Raw genomic sequence first — 16,985 nt, forward strand, 5'->3', positions numbered from 1 at the left:
TCACTGCATCAGGATTTCGGACGAGACCTTGATGACATCACCGGGCTGAAGCAAGGTGTTTTCATCCACCTTCAGTTCTTTCGGCTTGCCGTTTTCCTCACGCACCACGACATAGCCGATCGTGGCGGATTTCCCCGAAGGATCGAAGCGGATCGCCTCGGCCGACTGGGCCAGCGCTTCCGACATCAGTTCACGGCTGGTGGTCAGCTGCAGGCCGAGCTTTTCCAGCTCCGCTTCCGTGTCCTGCAATTCCTTGGAGCGCTGGGCTTCCCAGTCATTGCGCAGGTTGATTTCATCCTGCGTCGCCTTGTTGATGTCCTGCTTGGCACGCAGCGACTGTGTATCGATGTCGAGAAGCGTGGACTCCACCTCCGCGGCCCGTTCTTCCGCGGAGATACGCCGTTGCGACAGCGCCAGCCCCTGCTCGTTCAGCCGGTTCACGCGGTCGCGGTCCTCATTGGCGAGTTCGAGCTGGCGGTTCTGGGTTTCCGACTTCTTCTGCAGCGAAGCCACTTCGCTTTCAAGAAGCGCGCGCAGTTCGGTCAGCGCCTTCAGCTGCAGGGTATAGCGCTCGGTCCGCGATTTCATCAGTGCGCTTTCGCTGGCCAGCAGCGCATCGATCTCGCTGATCTTTTCCATCTCCGGCGTCTTGGCGATGCTCGCATCACCCTTGACCTCGGCGATCAGCCGCGCCTGGCGGGCAAGCAGCCTAGCCCGCTGGTTGTCGTAGACGGCGGCATCACCGCGCGCATTGATGAAGTCGCGGGCAAAACGCTGGCCGGCGTCGGAACGCCTGAGCCCGCCGGCAAGGCTGACCGCCTTCAGCACGGTGAGATTGGCGGCATAGGGGTATTCGCCCGGCGTCTGCACGTCACCGCTGAGGAAGATCGGCCGGAACTGCGCGATTTCGACGGAAGCCGAAGGCAGGTTACGAAGCGCGAACTTGCTCTGAAGCTGCGCACCGATCGCTTCGCCAACCTCGGAGGGCGTTTTCCCCGCCACGTCCAGCTGTCCGATGAAAGGCAGCGACAGCGCGCCGGATGGGCCAACCGAATAATCGCCGTTTATGACGTCCCAGTTGCGGATGCTACCATCGGCAGGCTGCCATTCAGCAACGCGGATGCGCAGCTTGTCGGCGGTGCCGAGCTTGTATTGGGCGCCTTCTGCCGCCATGGCGGAAAGCGGCGCGGCAAAGGCGACGGAAGCGGCAAGCACAAGCGCGGTAAGTGGATGACGGGTGGCGGCAAAAAGGCCGTTCATCGGGAGACTCCCTGTTTTACTGATCGCCCTGCAGGCGATCAGGCGATAGCGCAACCGGACAAGGCCGGCTGCGCAGCGCCGCAAAAGCGGTCGCCATGATTAGCACCAATGACGCACCCGAAGACCGGACTTGGGACCCCGGTCGGGTGCGTGTCGAAACGAAAATCGATAAAGCCGAACTCAATATTGATTTCAGTAGCTGCCGCGCGACAGGCACACGGCGGGGATGGTCTTGACGATGATGAATACATCCTGCCGCATCGACCAGTTCTGCACATATTGCGTGTCGAAAGCGACGCGGGTCTTGTAGGAGACGTCGTTACGGCCGCTGATCTGCCACAGGCCGGTGAGGCCCGGACGGGTGCTGAGATAATAAGCGGCGGCACTTTCGTAGTAGCCAAGCTCCTCGTCGACGACGGGGCGCGGGCCAACAACGCTCATTTCACCACGGATGATGTTGATGAGCTGCGGCAGCTCGTCAAGGGAAAGCTTGCGCAATACGGCGCCGACGGCGGTGACGCGCGGATCGTTCTTGAGCTTGCGGGTGGCACGCCATTCCTCGGCGGCTTCCGGATTGGCGGCAAGATATTGCCGCAGCATCTCGTCGCCGTTCATCGCCATCGTCCTGAATTTCAGGCAATGGAAATAGCGGCCATTATGCCCCACCCGCCGGTGGCCATAAAAGATCGGGCCGGGATCGGAAACCTTCACCAGCAAGGCGATCAACAGGAAAATCGGGCTGAAGATGAGCAGCGCAAGCGCAGCCGACGTCATATCGAAGCTGCGTTTTGCGATGCCCCCGATAGGGAAACTGACCTCGAAATCTTCGGAGCTGCTGAGTGTCTGATCAGCCGATTGGGTCGCGGACTTCATAGAGAGAACTCCATTTATGTTTTGCGATTGGTCGGTGCCCGGAGGCGCGTCTTTCCGTCAAAAAGAGATAACAAGTCTGTGTTCGGAATTTGATGCTAATGGATTTTTTGTAAGGCACATTGCCCATGACCGTCTATGCGATTTCTTGCAGGAGCGGCCGATCAACGTCCGGGCAATATTAACGGTTGCATAAAAAAGCAACAAATGGGCCCGTGGCCATGTGCCCAGAGCATGGGTGGCGCCCCGGCATGTATTGTATTTTCGACGGCTGGCAGTCTTTTCTTATATGTTTCTTATGACTTAATCAGATGAGACAGGAACGCCAAGAACAGGCATGGGTGTAACAGACTATTAAATTTTTTTGCGGCGCAGCAAGATTGCGGCAATGCATATAAAATTTGACATATTAGCCGGGATTTTTTTACCCGGCACCCGGGTTTCACCAAGAAAAAGCGATGGAAAAATTGCAACAGCGGCGCAAAAGCGGCAAAACAGTGGCAAAAACCCGCACCGAGGCAAAAGAATATCTTCAAAATCTTTCAGGCCGCCACCGGATTCGCTGCGCCGGCGACACGCGGAGCGCTTTCCGGGCGCCATACAGGTCAAAAGATTGCGGAATCAGAAGGTAGGCGGCGTGCAGGCGCTGATGACCTCACACGGCACGGGGCCGACGCAGCGGAAGCGATGCGGCCGTCGGCTTTCAAAATAATAGGCGTCTCCCGGTCCAAGCACCCGCCTCTCCTCCTCGACCGTCACCTCCAGACGCCCGGAGAGGATTATTCCCCCCTCTTCGCCATCATGAACCAGCGGTACCTTGCCGGTATCGGCACCGGGCTGATAACATTCCTTCAGTATCTGCAGGCTGCGGCCGAAGACATTATCGCCCACCTGGCGGAAGGAAATCGGCCCCTTGCCGATCTCCACCAGTTCGTCCGCACGGTAGAAGGCCTTGCGGCTCGTTTCCGGCTCGAAGGCGAAAAATTCGGCAAGGCCGATGGGGATACCGTCAAGAATACGTTTCAGCGCGCCGACGGACGGGTTGGACGTATTGGATTCGATCAGGGAAATCGTTGAATTCGTAACACCGGCGCGTCTTGCCAGTTCACGCTGGGAAATATTGTGACGCAGCCGCAAATGGCGCAAACGCCCGCCTATATCCACCGACATGCCGATACCCCCGTTACCCTTGTTCGAAATATCGAAAACCTTGCTTTCCGATTATAGTATTTTCAATGGCTTGGCCACAAAGAGAAAAGGGCTTGTTCAGCCGCGAAAATAGCCTTCAATCATCGGCAGCGAACAGGAGAACCATGATGGACAACCCCAGCCGATCCAATTCCACCTCCCTCGACAGTTACTGGATGCCGTTTACCGCCAACCGGCAGTTCAAGGCCAATCCCCGTCTGCTGGCGAGTGCGGAAGGCATGTATTACACCAGCAATGACGGCCGCCAGGTTCTCGACGGCACGGCTGGCCTCTGGTGCGTCAATGCCGGCCACGGCCGCCAGCAGATCGCATCCGCCGTCAAGCACCAGCTTTCAACCATGGACTACGCGCCCTCTTTCCAGATGGGCCACCCCGTTGCCTTCGAATTTGCCGAGCGGCTGGCGGAAATCGCACCCGGGCCGGAAGGCGGCAAGCTCGACCGCGTGTTCTACACCGGCTCCGGTTCTGAATCGGTCGATACGGCGCTCAAGATCGCCATCGCCTATCAGCGCGCCATCGGCCAGGGCACCCGCAGCCGTCTGATCGGCCGCGAACGCGGATATCACGGCGTCGGTTTCGGCGGCATCTCGGTCGGCGGCCTCGTCAACAACCGCCGTGTTTTCCCGCAGATCCCCGCCGATCATCTGCGCCACACCCATGATCCTGCAAAGAACAGCTTCGTGAAGGGGCAACCCGAACACGGCGCCGAGCTTGCCGACGATCTGGAACGGCTGGTCGCCCTGCATGGTGCGGAAACCATCGCCGCCTGTATCGTCGAGCCAGTAGCGGGCTCCACCGGCGTTCTTGTGCCGCCGAAGGGTTATCTGGAACGCCTGCGTGCGATCTGCGACCGACACGGCATCCTGCTGATTTTCGATGAGGTCATTACCGGCTTCGGCCGCATGGGCACATCCTTCGCCAGCAACTATTTCGGCGTTACGCCTGACATCGTCACCACCGCCAAGGGGCTGACCAATGGTGCGATTCCCATGGGCGCGGTCTTTACCAGCCGCAAGGTGCACGATGCGCTGATGCATGGCCCGGAAAGCCAGATCGAACTGTTCCATGGCTACACCTATTCCGGCCATCCCGTCGCCTGCGCCGCCGGCATCGCCACGCTCGACATCTACCGCGATGAAGGCCTCTTTACCCGCGCATCCGAGTTGCAGGATGTATGGCACGACGCCATTCATTCGCTGAAAGGCCTGCCGAACGTCATCGACATCCGCACCATAGGCTTCATCGCCGGTATCGAGCTGCAATCACGCGATGGCGCCATCGGCGCGCGCGCCTATGATATTTTCGTGGATTGCTTCGAGCGCGGCCTGCTCATCCGCGTGACCGGCGACATCATCGCCCTTTCACCGCCGCTGATCGCCGAAAAATCCCATTTCGACGACATTGTTTCGATCCTCGGCGATGCGCTGAAAAGAGCAAGCTAAGAGTACGAAATTCTAATAAAGAAAAGGCTGCAATACAAAATGCAGCCTTTTCTGCTTTTATCAAGAGCAAATAGAAAATAGATCATTTATTAAGCATATTCTATTATTTTCCCGCAGTATAACCAACAGCGCGGGAACATCCCATGGCGTCGATTCAGAAAAAGATAATACTGGCAAGCATTGCAATCTTTTCCATCACCGGCAGTGCCACGGGCGTTGGCATGTGGGCCACGGAGACGCTCAACCGCAACAGTGAATATGTGGCACTTTCGGCGGATGTGCTGCGCAATCACATGCAGGCGGACATGATGCACGACGCGCTGCGGTCCGACGTTCTTGCCGCCATTCTCTCTTCCGATGGGCATATGGGCCTGGACCTGAACGCGGTAAAGGCCGACCTGGCCGACCATGAAACCACTTTCCGGGAAATGATCGAGGCAAACAGGTCCCTGTCGGCGGGTACAAACGTCAAAACCGTCATCGACGGCGTCGAAACACCGCTTCTTGCCTATATCGAAGCCGCCAATGCGGTTGTCGGATTTGCCGGCTCCCGACCGGAAGAGGCCCTCAAGCTGATGCCCGAATTCATGCGGCAATTTTCAGCGCTTGAAAAAGCGATGGAAACGGCCGGGGACCAGATCGAGGCCCTGTCCAACGCCGCCTCGGCCGAAAGCGAAAAGACCAAGGCGACCATCAACCTCGTCCTGAAAGGGCTGCTGGCTCTCGCAGCGCTTTTCTGCGCCGGACTTTTCCTGCTCACCCGCAGATCGGTCATCCGTCCCATTCTGGAATTGTCGAAGAACATGGAAATCCTGGCCGCTGGCGATACGTCGCAGCCGCCCGCCGGCGTTGACCGCAGGGACGAGATCGGCTCCATGTCCGGCGCGGTCGAGATATTCCGGCAGGCGGCCATTGCCAACCGGGCGCTCGAAGAACAGGCCGCGGCGGCCCGCCGGCAGGCGGAAGCCGATCAGGAAGCGGCACGGCGGCAGGCGGAGGAGGATGCTTCCGAACGACTGCGCATCGCCACATCCGGCCTCGCTGCCGGCCTGAAGCGGCTGGCATCCGGCGACCTGGCCTTCCAGCTCGATGAGGCATTTGCCCCGCAATTCGAAACCCTGCGTCATGATTTCAACAGCTCGGTGCGGCAGCTTGCGGAAACCCTGTTTGCGATTTCCGACGGCATCGGAACAATCGACGGCAGCAGCCGCGAGATCGCCGCCGGCGCCGGTGATCTTTCCCGCCGGACGGAAAATCAGGCGGCATCCCTTGAGCAGACGGCGGCTGCTCTCGATGAGATCACCGTCAATGTCGCCAATGCCAACAAGCGCGCTGCCGAAGCGCGGCTTGCCGCTACCGATGCCAACCACAGCGCCCTGAAATCGGTCGAGGTGGTGAGCCATGCCGAAGAGGCGATGCGCCGCATCGAGACCTCCTCACACCAGATCACCGGCATCATCGGCGTCATTGATGAAATTGCCTTCCAGACCAATCTTCTCGCGCTGAATGCCGGGGTGGAAGCCGCCCGGGCCGGCGAGGCCGGCAAGGGCTTTGCCGTGGTCGCGCAGGAGGTACGCGATCTCGCCCAGCGCGCCGCAAGGGCCGCAAGCGAAATCCGCGATCATATTCGCCAATCATCCACGGAAGTGGAAAGCGGCGTGAAGCTGGTTCTCGATACAGGCACGGCGCTGAAGGATATCGGCGAGCGCATCGCCGGTATCGACCGCCACATGAACGCGATCGCCACATCGGCGGCCGAACAATCGACCGGTCTTGCCGAGATCAACGCAGCCGTAAACTCCATGGATCACGCCACCCAGCAGAATGCGGCGATGGTGGAACAATCCACCGCCGCTTCGGCAACGCTTGCCGCGGAAACGGCGAGGCTGCGTGCGCTGGTATCACGCTTCCGGCTGGATATGGAAAATGCGGGGGACCGCGACGTTATCCGTCAAGTGGCCTGAGGCGACAGCACCACGATTACCCTGGCGCTTGTCCATCGTTTCCAGCCGCCATCTCCGGCGGCTGGAAATTTCTGCCTGTCAATAGGCCTGCGCCGGCTGCGACAGGCCATCCCCGATCACACCATCGCCATACTGCGCCACGGGAACACCTTCCTGCCCGATCGGCACGCCCTGCTGCGCCGGGCCGAGCGCCGTCACCACGATCGGCGTGCCATCCGGCACACGGTTGTAGAGGTCGACAATGTCCTGGTTCAGCAGGCGCACGCAGCCGGACGAGACCGATTTGCCGATGGTCCACCATTCGGGAGAGCCGTGCAGGCGATAGATCGTGTCCTTGCCGTCCTTGAAGATATAGAGCGCACGTGCGCCGAGCGGGTTCTTGAGCCCCGGCTCCATGCCGCCATTGCGGCTGCTGTAGGGCTCCAGTTCCGGCTGGCGGGCGATCATTTCATCGGGCGGCGTCCAGCGCGGCCATTGGCGCTTGTACTGGATCACGCCGCGACCGGCCCATTCGAAACCGGCACGGCCAAGACCGACGCCATACCGCATGGCCTGCCCGTTTTCATAGGTCAGGTAAAGGAAATGGTTTGCGGTATCGACGACGATGACGCCGGGGCGCTCACCCGTCGGGTTTGCCACCATCTGCCGCAGGAACTGGCGCGGAATCCGCTTGTAGGGAATTTCCGGCAGCGGAAACTGCTCGTCCGGCTTGGGACCGTACATCAGGGCATACATCGGGTCTTCGGCAGGCGCTGCGGGCCGGGCAGCCTCACGCGCCGTGGTGTTGCAGCCTGCAAGGCCGGCAAGCGCCAGTCCGCCTGCTCCAAGCAGGAAACCCCGCCGGGTCGTTGTCGTCTCGTTCAATTGAAAAACCTCATTTACGTCATCTCACGCTGGCAAAGGGGTCTGCCAGCGCCGCCTCGGGGCGGCTGATAGGGTACTTCGTGCCGGAAACCTGCGATGCCATGGCCTTGGCGCCGCTGGATTTCAGAATGGCCCGGAAGCTCGGATGCATGCCGCCGTCTACATACGCGCTGAGCGGGGCGGAAGTTCCCTCGTTCATCGCCGCAGCGAGCTTTTGTTGCTCTTCGACCAGTTTCGATGCCACCAGCGGGTCCGGCTGGTTGACGGCCGGCGGACAGGCGGCCAGCGGGTCGGCAGGCTCTCCGCCGGCAAATTCACTGTTGAAGACATATCGGCGGCCGCAGACGGAAACCTTGGGCTGCCGGCGCGTCACCTCGAAATAATCGTAACCTTCCTTCAGTGTCTTCCAGAAAGGCATGTTGGGATCATCCCGATGCGCCACCATGTTGCGGGCGCTCATGCGGAAGGGGTAGGCCTGCACCTGGAAACGGTCCTGCCCGCCCTGCAGCGCACGCGCAACGATGGCGTAGATCTCGCCGACCTGCTGGTCGGTCATGGCGTAGCAGCCGGAGGACGAGCAGGCGCCATGCACCATCAGCGCCTCTCCGGTATAACCGAGCGCCGATTCCAGCCGGTTGGGATAACCGAGATTGAAGGAAACGTAATATTGCGAGTTCGGGTTCAGCATGCCCGCCGAGACATGATAAAAACCTTCCGGCGCCTGCCGGTCACCCGTTTTCATCTTGGGTCCGAGTTTTCCGGACCAGCGACACATCGGATAGGACTTGAGGAGGGCATAATTTCCGGTCTTGTCGACCTTCCAGACCTCAAGCTCGCTTTCCTGCTTGAAGATACGCACGAGGACCGGGCTTTCCGGACGCATGCTCTTGGCCGACATCTGCGCCATCATTCTGGATGACAGCTTCGGCGGATCCTTCTTGACGCTGTCGAGACCCATGGAGGTACACGCAGCAAGACCACCGCCGATCGCGACGACCGCAGCCACTCTTGCCCCTGCCTTTACCCTTTGCCGCCACCCCGCAACCGCGAAATCCAGCAATGCCTTCATGCCCATGGATCGTTCTGCCCGCCTGATTTGCCCGCCTTTCCGGCAGACGCTTAACTATCGAAGGTGGCCACAACACGGCAACCTCGCACATGGACAAAGTCTCGTGAACAGACGTTACCCTTTCGTTAATCATACGGACACAAGGCCGTGAGGGGCCAGCGGGCATTTGAAGGGTGACCGGGTCCCTCTATCGAAGCAGCCCCTGCCCGCCATCGATCCATATCGGCGTACCGGTGATATGGCGCGATGCGTCCGATGCCAGAAAACCGATCAGCTCGGCGACATCATTGCCCGACCCCGCCACACCGCCCGTCACGGGAATGTCCCCCGACGGAAACAGCACCGGCACCTCGGTCTTTTCGCGTCCGCGAATGTCGGTATTTTCATCGATCGCCGTCGTGATCTCGCCCGGACACACCGCGTTGACACGGATGCGGTGACGTCCAAGCTCCAGACACAATTGCTGGGCCATGGCAAGCTGACCGGCCTTCGTCACCGAATAGGCCGTCGCGCCCGGCGACGTGAATGTGCGGGTGCCGTTGATTGAGGAGACGATGACGATGGAGCCGCCGCCGGCCGCCTTCAGATGCGGTACGCTGGTATGGACCGTGAGATAGGTGCCACGCAGATTAATGCGGATGGTGTCGTCCCATTCGGAGGGTTTCAACTCGTCGATAGGCGCCCAGACACCGTTGACGCCGGCATTGGCCACCACGACATCGAGACGGCCGAAAGCCTGTACCAGTGTTTTGACGGCATCATCCATGGCCGCCTCGTCCGCCACATCCGCAACAAGCACCTTTGCGGCGCCCAACGCGGAAACAATCTCATCCCTCACCGCCACAAGTTCGGATTCGGTACGGCCCAGCAGCCCGACCGAAAATCCATTCGCAGCCAGACGGAGGGCAGCGGCGCGACCGATGCCGGAGCCCGCACCGGTAACGAGAGCAACTTTAGCACAAGCCAATGATCACGCCCCTTTTCTGGATGCAATCGAGGTGACGGTTGCCGAAACCGGATCGCTGGCCGGAAAACTGTCTTCCAGCCCCTCATCCAGTTCCTCTTCCAGAATATCGCGATCCTTCGCGGTGCGGGCGCTTGCCTGACCATGCGGCACATCGTCGGCCTGCGCGGTTCCCAGAGCGGAAAACTGCGACGGCGCATCGGCGCCATGGCGGGTGCCGAAAGCGGTCAGCTGCACCATCACCGCACTGGCACGCCGGATGGCCTCCGCATCATCGATCCCCTCCAATCCGTCGGCCAGACGAACGGAGACCTGGTCGCCATCGCTACCGACGAATTCGACGGAGATGACGCCGTTATTGCGTTTTACATAGGTCGTGGAAAGTTGCATGACATGCCCTCCGGTTTAAAGGCGTCGGGACAAATCCGATGCCGGAAATAAGACTGGAACCTGAATTCACAACGATGGCAGAGCGAAGGGGTTCCCGATGGATCAGGCCTTTGGCCCGGAAATGCACGAGAATTTCTTCCTGCGCGACGCGGTCGACGTGGCACGCGCCCTCATCGGCGCGGAGTTCCGCATCGGCAACGCAGGCGGCATCATCGTGGAAACCGAAGCCTATCATCCGGACGACCCGGCCTCCCATAGTTTCAACGGGCAGACCCCGCGCAACAGGGCGATGTTCGGTCCGGCCGGCCATCTCTATGTCTACCGGTCCTACGGCATTCACTGGTGCGCCAATTTCGTCTGCGCGCCGGGTTCGGCCGTGCTTCTGCGCGCCATCGAGCCGCTGACCGGCATTGACATGATGAAACTGCGAAGGGGAACTGACAAGCCGAAACTCCTGTGTTCCGGCCCGGGAAGACTTTGCCAGGCGATGGCGATTACGGGGGATATGGACGGCGCCCCGCTGAATGCTCCGCCGTTTTTCCTGCGGCTGCCGGAAGAGGCGGCCACGGTTACCAGCGGCAGACGCATCGGCATCAGCCGCGCGATCGATTATCCATGGCGCTTCGGGCTGGAAGGTTCGGCTTTTGTCAGCAGGAAATTCGAACGGCAACCGGTTCAGAACCCCTGAAGGACCTTCGGCGGCTGGTCGTTTTCGTCGGGGTTGGGTGTGGGAATTTCGTCGGGCAAGCGGTCCGGTTCCGGCTCTTCCACCGGCGGAATATCCGGTTGCGGCGGCACCGGCATCGGCGGTTCCGGATAGGGTTCGACGGGAACGGTCGGCATTGCGGCCTCCTGATATGAGTGCGCCGATCCCATGCCGGTAACGGCAGCACTTTCATCCATCGGGACAACGCATTTGCGCCGTCGCCATTCAGGCGGCGCAACACCCAATTCGCCCATCGGTCAAATGCCGGTCAGGTCCCTTCGGTCCGGTTGCGCCGCCCTGCGGGTCGTACGGGGAAAACGCGGGACCGGCCGGTCCGTTCCGTCTTTCAGGGAAGCTTTTGCACGGACTCAGGCAAAACCGAGCGCGCTGCGGGAAATGTCACGGTTTTCGCAATAATCGCGGGAATGGGCCTCGTGGCCGTGCTCACGGGCTGTCGAACGGGTCAGTTCCGGGCTCGGGACGTTTAGCAGTGCATCGGCATAGGTGCCTGTCGCCTCAACGTCGTCAATCACGGTCTGCGGTTGCGGTTTTAAAAATTCGAACATCCGTCGTCCTCCTTCGACACGTCCCCTCAACGCGTCGGCCCAAGTCCCGTTCCATAACGAACAAGACTGTTTTGATTATACATGAGATGGCGCGGACGTATAGATGACGAAAGGCGAACGCTATCAACTGATGTTCACAAAATGGAGTGGAATCAGTGCGCTATGTCGACAAGCTCAGGCGGGGCCGACCGATTCCCGCAAGATCAGCTCCACCGGCCACAATTCCTGGACCTCGCGCATCGACCGGCCGCCGATGATCTGCAAAAGCAGGTCCGTTACCCGCATGCCCGCCATGCGCATGGGCGAACGGGTGGTGGAGAGCGGCGGCATCATGCTCTCCGGCGTGAGATAGGGAAACACGTCGTCATGGGCGATGACGGAGACATCCCTGCCGATCACCAGCCCCATCTGCGTTGCGGCGCGATAGACACCCTGCGCCGTCATCATCGCACCCGCGACAAAGGCCGTCGGGCGCGGCGTCTGCTCCAGCAGCGAGCGGGCGAAGCGGAAAGCCGCTTCCTCGCTGAAGTGCTCACTCATCATGAAGCGTGGATCCGGCGTGATGCCGTGGGTCGCCAGCGCCTCGCGAAAACCCTGTTCACGATCCTGCACGAAGGTTCGACCGACAGGACCATTGATAAGGGCGATCTGCCGATGGCCGCGCTCCAGAAAATGGATCGTCGGGCGATAGGTCACATCATGATTGTCGATATCGAGCCAGGCATGTTCGAAAGGCGTCTTTGATCGGCCATGCACAATGAAAGGCACCCCCAGCCGATTGAGCAGCGCGATACGCTCGTCCTCCGGGCGCGGCGAATGCACGATGATGCCATCCACCCGGCCGCTCGCCGCCAGCCGGCTGAAAATCGCCAGTTCCTCATCGACATTGTTGTCGACGGTGACGCTGACAAGAATATCTGTCTCTTCGCGCTCCAGCCGGGTCGCCATGCCGCCCATGAATTCCGAAAAGAAGTGCCCGCCGCCCGAACGGCCCATGACGACGCCGATGGCGCCCGCCCTGCCCGTCGCCAGCCTGACAGCGTTTGCATTCGGCCGGTAGCCGTATTTCAGCGCAGCCTCCATCACCCGCCGGCGCGTTTCCTCGCGCACCTCGGGGTAGCCGCCCAGCGCCCGGCTGACGGTGGTGGGCGAGAGCCCGACTTTCTCTGCGAATTCCTTGAGCTTCATAATTTTTTGCCAATTTGCCCCTGCATGCGTCGCCGCCGCGGATTTTTCAAGCCGACAAAAATTGAAAACGATTTCAATTTTCCTCCACCTGAAACCTTACAGTTGATTATTCTCAAAGGCAAACGCCGAAAAATTGCAGGCGAAAACGGCCGATTTCCGGGGAATTAGAAAGAGTATTGACAGATTGCTCAGCTTTTGAGAGCCTCGCGTCAGTCAAAAGCGCTTTCAATTTTGAGGACAATCGGAAGCGTCAACGGAGGAGTTTGACAATGAATATTTCCATGAAGACTTTGTTCCTGTGCGGAACCGTGTTTTCCGCCGCCGTTTCGGCTCAGGCGGCCGAGCTTTCCATCGCCGCCAATTCGACCGGCAAGAACGTTGCGTTCTTCCGCGAACGCATCGCCGCTTTCGAGAAAGAAACCGGCCACAAGGTCAATCTCGTCACCATGCCGTCATCTTCAAGCGAGCAGTTCAGCCAGTACCGGCTGTGGCTTGCCGCTGGCAACAAGGATGTCGACGTCTACCAGACGGATGTGATCTGGGCGCCGCAGCTGGCCGACCAATTCGTGGATCTGACCGCAGCGACCAAGGATGTCATCGGCGATCATTTCCCCTCCATCGTCGCGTCGCAGACGGTTGACGGCAAGCTCGTCGCCATGCCGATGTTCACCGACGCGCCGGCGCTGTTCTACCGCAAGGACCTTCTGGAAAAATACGGCAAGCAGCCGCCGAAAACCTGGAAGGAACTGAGCGAGACCGCCAAGGAAATTCAGGACAAGGAACGCGCGGGCGGACAGAAGGATCTCTGGGGCTTCGTTTTCCAGGGCAGCGCCTATGAAGGCCTGACCTGCAACGCGCTGGAATGGATCGCATCGGCAGGCGGTGGCCATATCGTCGAAAGCAATGGCGATATCTCCGTCAACAATGAAAAGGCGGCAGCAGCCATTGAAACCGCCAAGGGTTGGGTCGGCACCATCGCACCGCAGGGCGTGCTGGCCTACAAGGAAGAGGAAGCGCGCGGCGTCTGGCAGACCGGCAATTCCGTCTTCATGCGCAACTGGCCCTATGCCTATGCGCTTGGAAACGGCGACGACAGCGCCATCAAGGGCAAGTTCGGCGTCACCCCGCTGCCAGCTGGCACAGAAGGCGAGGCCCCTGCCTCGACACTCGGCGGCTGGAACCTCGCCGTTTCGAAATATTCCGACGATCAGGAAGCCGCCATTCAGCTCGTGAAATTCCTGGCGTCGAAAGACACCCAAAAGCTGCGCGCGATCCAGCTCTCCAACATGCCGACGATCGCATCCCTTTACGACGACAAGGATGTCGCCGAAGCACAGCCCTTCATGCCGACATGGAAGCCGATCTTCCAGACCGCCGTTCCGCGTCCTTCCGCCTCGGCCAAGGTGAAATATAACGAGGTTTCGGCCAAGTTCTGGGGTGCCGTGCACAACACGCTCTCCGGCAACGGCACGGCGGCGGAAAATCTCGAACTTCTCGAGGTTGAACTGACCGATCTCAAAGGCAACGGCTGGTAATCCGGCCCGCGCGGGAGATGGTCTAGCCTGATCGTTTCCCGCGCCCCAACCGCGAGATATCCCCATGAACGACATCGCCCTTCAAAGACCGGTCGCGGCAGCCGGCACCGGCTCCGATCTGCAGTCGGAACGTCTGAAATCCGCCTGGCTGTTTCTTGCCCCCACATTTCTGGTACTGGCGCTGGTGGCCGGCTGGCCGCTGGTGCGCACCGTCTGGTTCAGCCTCACCGATGCGTCGCTCACTAATCTCGAGGGTGCGCAGTTCGTCGGCCTCAAGAACTACCTCACCTGGATCACGCTCAGCAGCGGCCGCACAATCTATCGCGGCCTGCTTGCCGATCCCGCATGGTGGGGCGCGGTTCTCAATACGCTGAAATTCACCGTCGTCTCCGTCAGCCTCGAAACGATACTCGGCCTCATCGTCGCGCTGGTGCTGAATGCCGAATTTAGGGGACGCGGCCTCGTGCGCGCCGCCATTCTCGTGCCCTGGGCCATTCCCACCATCGTCTCGGCGCAGATGTGGGCGTGGATGCTGAACGACCAGTTCGGCATCTTGAACGACCTGTTCCTCAATCTCGGGCTGATCTCCAACAAGGTCGCCTGGACCGCCAATCCCGAAACCGCGATGGTGGCCGTGCTGATCGTCGACATCTGGAAGACGACGCCCTTCATGGCGCTGCTCATCCTTGCCGGCCTGCAGATGGTGCCGAAGGACATGTATGAGGCGGCCAAGGTGGATGGCATTCATCCGGTCAAGGTGTTCTTCCGCGTCACCCTGCCGATGATCCGACCCGCGCTCATGGTCGCCGTCATCTTTCGCATGCTGGATGCGATGCGCGTATTCGACCTCATCTACATCCTGACGCCGAATAATGCCCAGACCCGCACCATGTCGGTGCTGGCGCGTGAGAACCTGTTCGATTTCGACAAGTTCTCCTATGGCGCCGCCGCCTCCACCATGCTGTTCCTCATCATCGCCTCGATCACGGTCATCTACATGTGGCTCGGGCGCGTCAACACCGATGGAGCCGCGCGATGACCCTGCCAAGCATCCTGAAAACCACCGCCTTCTATGCGCTGGTCGCCATCATCATGGTGATTTCGGTATTCCCGTTTTATTACGCGATCCTGACGAGCCTGAAATCCGGCTCGGCGCTGTTCCAGGTCAATTATTGGCCGCGTGACTTCTCGCTGACCAATTACAGCTTCGTCATCGGCAACGGCACGTTCCTGCGCAATCTTGGCAATTCGCTGTTTGTCGCATCTTCCGTCGTCATACTCTCGCTGTTCCTTGCGGTAACGGCGTCCTATGCTCTCGCCCGCGTCCGCTTCCGTGGCCGCGCGCTGCTGCTGCTCACCATCCTGTCGGTTTCGATGTTCCCGCAGATCGCCGTGCTCGCCGGCCTGTTCGAACTGATCCGCTGGGCGGGCATCTTCAACACGCCGCTGGCGCTGATCTTTTCCTACATGATCTTCACCCTGCCCTTCACGGTCTGGGTGCTGACAACCTTCATGCGCGACCTGCCGATCGAGATCGAGGAAGCGGCGATCGTCGATGGCGCGACGCCATGGGTCATCATCACCCAGGTGTTCATGCCGCTGATGTGGCCGGCGCTCGTCACCACAGGGCTTCTCGCCTTCATCGCGGCGTGGAACGAATTCCTCTTCGCGCTCACCTTCACCTCATCGAACGAGCAGCGCACGGTGCCTGTCGCCATTGCGCTCCTGTCGGGCGGCTCGCAGTTCGAAATACCCTGGGGAACGATCATGGCGGCCTCCGTCATCGTCACCGCCCCGCTCGTCGTCCTCGTTCTGATCTTCCAGCGACGCATCATCTCCGGCCTCACCGCCGGCGGCGTCAAAGGCTAGGAGAAACATCATGACCACCATTCAACTGCGCGATCTTCGCAAATCCTTCGGCGCCTTCGACGTCATCAAGGGCATCGACATGGACATCCGCTCCGGCGAGTTCATGGTCTTCGTCGGCCCCTCCGGCTGCGGCAAGTCCACGCTTCTGCGCCTCATCTGCGGGCTGGAGGAAATTTCCGGCGGCACGCTTTCCTTCGATGGCGAGACGGTCAACCGCCTGCCGCCCGCCAAGCGCGGCGTCGCCATGGTCTTCCAGTCCTATGCGCTTTATCCGCATATGACCGTGTTCGAAAACATGGCCTTCGGCATGAAGCTATCAGGCGCGGACAAGGAACAGCGCAAGAAGCGCGTCGAAGCGGCAGCCGAGATGCTGCAGCTCACGCCCTATCTGGAGCGCCTGCCAAAGCAGCTTTCCGGCGGCCAGCGCCAGCGTGTCGCCATCGGCCGCGCCATCGTGCGTGATCCCAAGGTATTCCTGTTCGACGAACCGCTTTCCAACCTCGATGCGGCATTGCGCGTTGCCACGCGTCTGGAAATCGCCAAGCTGCACCGCTCGATGCATGACACGACGATGATCTACGTCACGCACGACCAGGTGGAGGCAATGACGCTCGCCGACCGCATCTGCGTGCTGCGCGACGGCCGAGTCGAGCAGATCGGCACGCCGCTGGAGCTGTACGAAAGTCCGGTCAACACCTTCGTCGCCGGCTTCATCGGCTCGCCGAAGATGAACTTCCTGTCAGGCAAATATGCCGAGACGGAAGGCGCAAAAACCATCGGCATCCGCCCGGAGCACATCACCATCACCACCGACGGCAGCAGCTGGAGCGGTGAGATCGTGCATTCGGAAATGCTCGGGTCGGACAGCTACATCTATGTCGAGATCGGCGCCGGTGAACCCGTCGTCGTTCGCGAAGAAGGCGTGACCGACCGCAAAGCGGGCGAGCGTATCGCCCTCGTGGCGGATGCGACGCAGATCCATCGTTTTGACGCCGAAGGCCGGGCGCTTGCCCGCAACCCCGCCCGGGGCGCTGCCTGAATTTTTCACTTTCGCCGGGATCACCCAAGGTCCCGGCTTTCACCGAGGAG

The 16,985-nt window shown here is 60.4% G+C and carries 17 protein-coding genes; 7 read left to right on the plus strand and 10 right to left on the minus strand.

Translation table 11 applies throughout. The annotated features are described in order from the left end of the window. The 3 genes from JZX88_RS11130 to JZX88_RS11140 form a co-directional block, all read right to left on the minus strand. Positions 1 to 1,260: a polysaccharide biosynthesis/export family protein gene (locus tag JZX88_RS11130; protein WP_142855857.1), complete on the minus strand. Its 1,260-nt coding sequence runs from the start codon at positions 1,258 to 1,260 to the stop codon at positions 1 to 3. Positions 1,261 to 1,452: 192 nt separating this feature from the next. After that, positions 1,453 to 2,133 carry a sugar transferase gene (locus JZX88_RS11135; RefSeq protein ID WP_065117592.1) on the minus strand — a complete coding sequence of 227 codons (681 nt, stop codon included), beginning with the start codon at positions 2,131 to 2,133 and terminating at the stop codon, positions 1,453 to 1,455. A 618-nt stretch (positions 2,134 to 2,751) separates the two neighbouring features. Then, on the minus strand, positions 2,752 to 3,300 hold the full coding sequence (locus tag JZX88_RS11140) for a cupin domain-containing protein (protein WP_065117591.1): 549 nt from the start codon (positions 3,298 to 3,300) through the stop codon (positions 2,752 to 2,754). A gap of 146 nt (positions 3,301 to 3,446) precedes the next feature. Here JZX88_RS11140 and JZX88_RS11145 point away from each other — a divergent pair, with 146 nt between their 5' ends. Together JZX88_RS11145 and JZX88_RS11150 are read left to right on the plus strand one after the other, a co-directional pair. After that, positions 3,447 to 4,781 (plus strand): aspartate aminotransferase family protein, encoded by a 1,335-nt coding sequence (locus tag JZX88_RS11145; protein ID WP_174031160.1) that lies wholly within the window; start codon positions 3,447 to 3,449, stop codon positions 4,779 to 4,781. Positions 4,782 to 4,924: 143 nt separating this feature from the next. Next, positions 4,925 to 6,745 (plus strand): methyl-accepting chemotaxis protein, encoded by a 1,821-nt coding sequence (locus JZX88_RS11150; RefSeq protein WP_206913594.1) that lies wholly within the window; start codon positions 4,925 to 4,927, stop codon positions 6,743 to 6,745. Positions 6,746 to 6,823: 78 nt separating this feature from the next. Here JZX88_RS11150 and JZX88_RS11155 read toward each other — a convergent pair whose 3' ends face one another. The 4 genes from JZX88_RS11155 to JZX88_RS11170 form a co-directional block, all read right to left on the minus strand. Beyond that, positions 6,824 to 7,609, minus strand: a complete 786-nt coding sequence (locus tag JZX88_RS11155) for a L,D-transpeptidase (protein WP_206913595.1) — start codon at positions 7,607 to 7,609, stop codon at positions 6,824 to 6,826. Between the two features lie 19 nt (positions 7,610 to 7,628). Continuing rightward, positions 7,629 to 8,684, minus strand: coding sequence for a murein L,D-transpeptidase family protein (locus JZX88_RS11160; protein ID WP_065117587.1), 1,056 nt, complete (start codon positions 8,682 to 8,684; stop codon positions 7,629 to 7,631). Between the two features lie 181 nt (positions 8,685 to 8,865). Continuing rightward, positions 8,866 to 9,645 (minus strand): SDR family NAD(P)-dependent oxidoreductase, encoded by a 780-nt coding sequence (locus JZX88_RS11165; RefSeq protein WP_206913596.1) that lies wholly within the window; start codon positions 9,643 to 9,645, stop codon positions 8,866 to 8,868. A gap of 3 nt (positions 9,646 to 9,648) precedes the next feature. Then, positions 9,649 to 10,032: a hypothetical protein gene (locus JZX88_RS11170; protein WP_065117585.1), complete on the minus strand. Its 384-nt coding sequence runs from the start codon at positions 10,030 to 10,032 to the stop codon at positions 9,649 to 9,651. Positions 10,033 to 10,129: 97 nt separating this feature from the next. Between JZX88_RS11170 and JZX88_RS11175 the strand changes: the two genes are divergently transcribed. After that, on the plus strand, positions 10,130 to 10,720 hold the full coding sequence (locus tag JZX88_RS11175; RefSeq protein ID WP_142855861.1) for a DNA-3-methyladenine glycosylase: 591 nt from the start codon (positions 10,130 to 10,132) through the stop codon (positions 10,718 to 10,720). On the opposite strand, the gene JZX88_RS11180 is transcribed toward JZX88_RS11175, so the two are convergent. From JZX88_RS11180 to JZX88_RS11190, 3 genes are all read right to left on the minus strand, one after another. Then, positions 10,708 to 10,875 carry a hypothetical protein gene (locus JZX88_RS11180; RefSeq protein ID WP_077768084.1) on the minus strand — a complete coding sequence of 56 codons (168 nt, stop codon included), beginning with the start codon at positions 10,873 to 10,875 and terminating at the stop codon, positions 10,708 to 10,710. The genes JZX88_RS11175 and JZX88_RS11180 overlap by 13 nt on opposite strands. Before the next feature lie 231 nt (positions 10,876 to 11,106). Next, complete coding sequence (locus tag JZX88_RS11185) at positions 11,107 to 11,304, minus strand: hypothetical protein (RefSeq protein WP_065117582.1); 198 nt, start codon at positions 11,302 to 11,304, stop codon at positions 11,107 to 11,109. A gap of 174 nt (positions 11,305 to 11,478) precedes the next feature. Further along, positions 11,479 to 12,492, minus strand: coding sequence for a substrate-binding domain-containing protein (locus JZX88_RS11190; RefSeq protein ID WP_206913597.1), 1,014 nt, complete (start codon positions 12,490 to 12,492; stop codon positions 11,479 to 11,481). Positions 12,493 to 12,761: 269 nt separating this feature from the next. Between JZX88_RS11190 and JZX88_RS11195 the strand changes: the two genes are divergently transcribed. From JZX88_RS11195 to JZX88_RS11210, 4 genes are all read left to right on the plus strand, one after another. Then, positions 12,762 to 14,027 (plus strand): ABC transporter substrate-binding protein, encoded by a 1,266-nt coding sequence (locus JZX88_RS11195; RefSeq protein ID WP_206913598.1) that lies wholly within the window; start codon positions 12,762 to 12,764, stop codon positions 14,025 to 14,027. A 64-nt stretch (positions 14,028 to 14,091) separates the two neighbouring features. Beyond that, positions 14,092 to 15,066: a carbohydrate ABC transporter permease gene (locus JZX88_RS11200; RefSeq protein WP_174031175.1), complete on the plus strand. Its 975-nt coding sequence runs from the start codon at positions 14,092 to 14,094 to the stop codon at positions 15,064 to 15,066. Continuing rightward, a complete protein-coding gene (locus JZX88_RS11205; RefSeq protein WP_003523786.1) occupies positions 15,063 to 15,896 on the plus strand; it encodes a carbohydrate ABC transporter permease in 834 nt (277 codons plus the stop codon). Before JZX88_RS11200 ends, JZX88_RS11205 begins: the two co-directional genes overlap by 4 nt. Before the next feature lie 10 nt (positions 15,897 to 15,906). Next, on the plus strand, positions 15,907 to 16,935 hold the full coding sequence (locus JZX88_RS11210) for an ABC transporter ATP-binding protein (protein WP_206913599.1): 1,029 nt from the start codon (positions 15,907 to 15,909) through the stop codon (positions 16,933 to 16,935). Positions 16,936 to 16,985 lie beyond the last annotated feature (50 nt).

This window comes from Agrobacterium sp. OT33, assembly GCF_017313365.1.
GTDB classification, from domain to species: domain Bacteria; phylum Pseudomonadota; class Alphaproteobacteria; order Rhizobiales; family Rhizobiaceae; genus Agrobacterium; species Agrobacterium rhizogenes_A.

Coding starts and splice junctions, on each gene's coding strand:
- JZX88_RS11130 (WP_142855857.1), bottom strand. CDS start 1,260: ATGAACGGCCTTTTTGCCGCCACCCGTCATCCACTTACCGCGCTTGTG.
- JZX88_RS11135 (WP_065117592.1), bottom strand. CDS start 2,133: ATGAAGTCCGCGACCCAATCGGCTGATCAGACACTCAGCAGCTCCGAA.
- JZX88_RS11140 (WP_065117591.1), bottom strand. CDS start 3,300: ATGTCGGTGGATATAGGCGGGCGTTTGCGCCATTTGCGGCTGCGTCAC.
- JZX88_RS11145 (WP_174031160.1), top strand. CDS start 3,447: ATGGACAACCCCAGCCGATCCAATTCCACCTCCCTCGACAGTTACTGG.
- JZX88_RS11150 (WP_206913594.1), top strand. CDS start 4,925: ATGGCGTCGATTCAGAAAAAGATAATACTGGCAAGCATTGCAATCTTT.
- JZX88_RS11160 (WP_065117587.1), bottom strand. CDS start 8,684: ATGGGCATGAAGGCATTGCTGGATTTCGCGGTTGCGGGGTGGCGGCAA.
- JZX88_RS11170 (WP_065117585.1), bottom strand. CDS start 10,032: ATGCAACTTTCCACGACCTATGTAAAACGCAATAACGGCGTCATCTCC.
- JZX88_RS11175 (WP_142855861.1), top strand. CDS start 10,130: ATGGATCAGGCCTTTGGCCCGGAAATGCACGAGAATTTCTTCCTGCGC.
- JZX88_RS11180 (WP_077768084.1), bottom strand. CDS start 10,875: ATGCCGACCGTTCCCGTCGAACCCTATCCGGAACCGCCGATGCCGGTG.
- JZX88_RS11185 (WP_065117582.1), bottom strand. CDS start 11,304: ATGTTCGAATTTTTAAAACCGCAACCGCAGACCGTGATTGACGACGTT.
- JZX88_RS11190 (WP_206913597.1), bottom strand. CDS start 12,492: ATGAAGCTCAAGGAATTCGCAGAGAAAGTCGGGCTCTCGCCCACCACC.
- JZX88_RS11195 (WP_206913598.1), top strand. CDS start 12,762: ATGAATATTTCCATGAAGACTTTGTTCCTGTGCGGAACCGTGTTTTCC.
- JZX88_RS11200 (WP_174031175.1), top strand. CDS start 14,092: ATGAACGACATCGCCCTTCAAAGACCGGTCGCGGCAGCCGGCACCGGC.
- JZX88_RS11205 (WP_003523786.1), top strand. CDS start 15,063: ATGACCCTGCCAAGCATCCTGAAAACCACCGCCTTCTATGCGCTGGTC.
- JZX88_RS11210 (WP_206913599.1), top strand. CDS start 15,907: ATGACCACCATTCAACTGCGCGATCTTCGCAAATCCTTCGGCGCCTTC.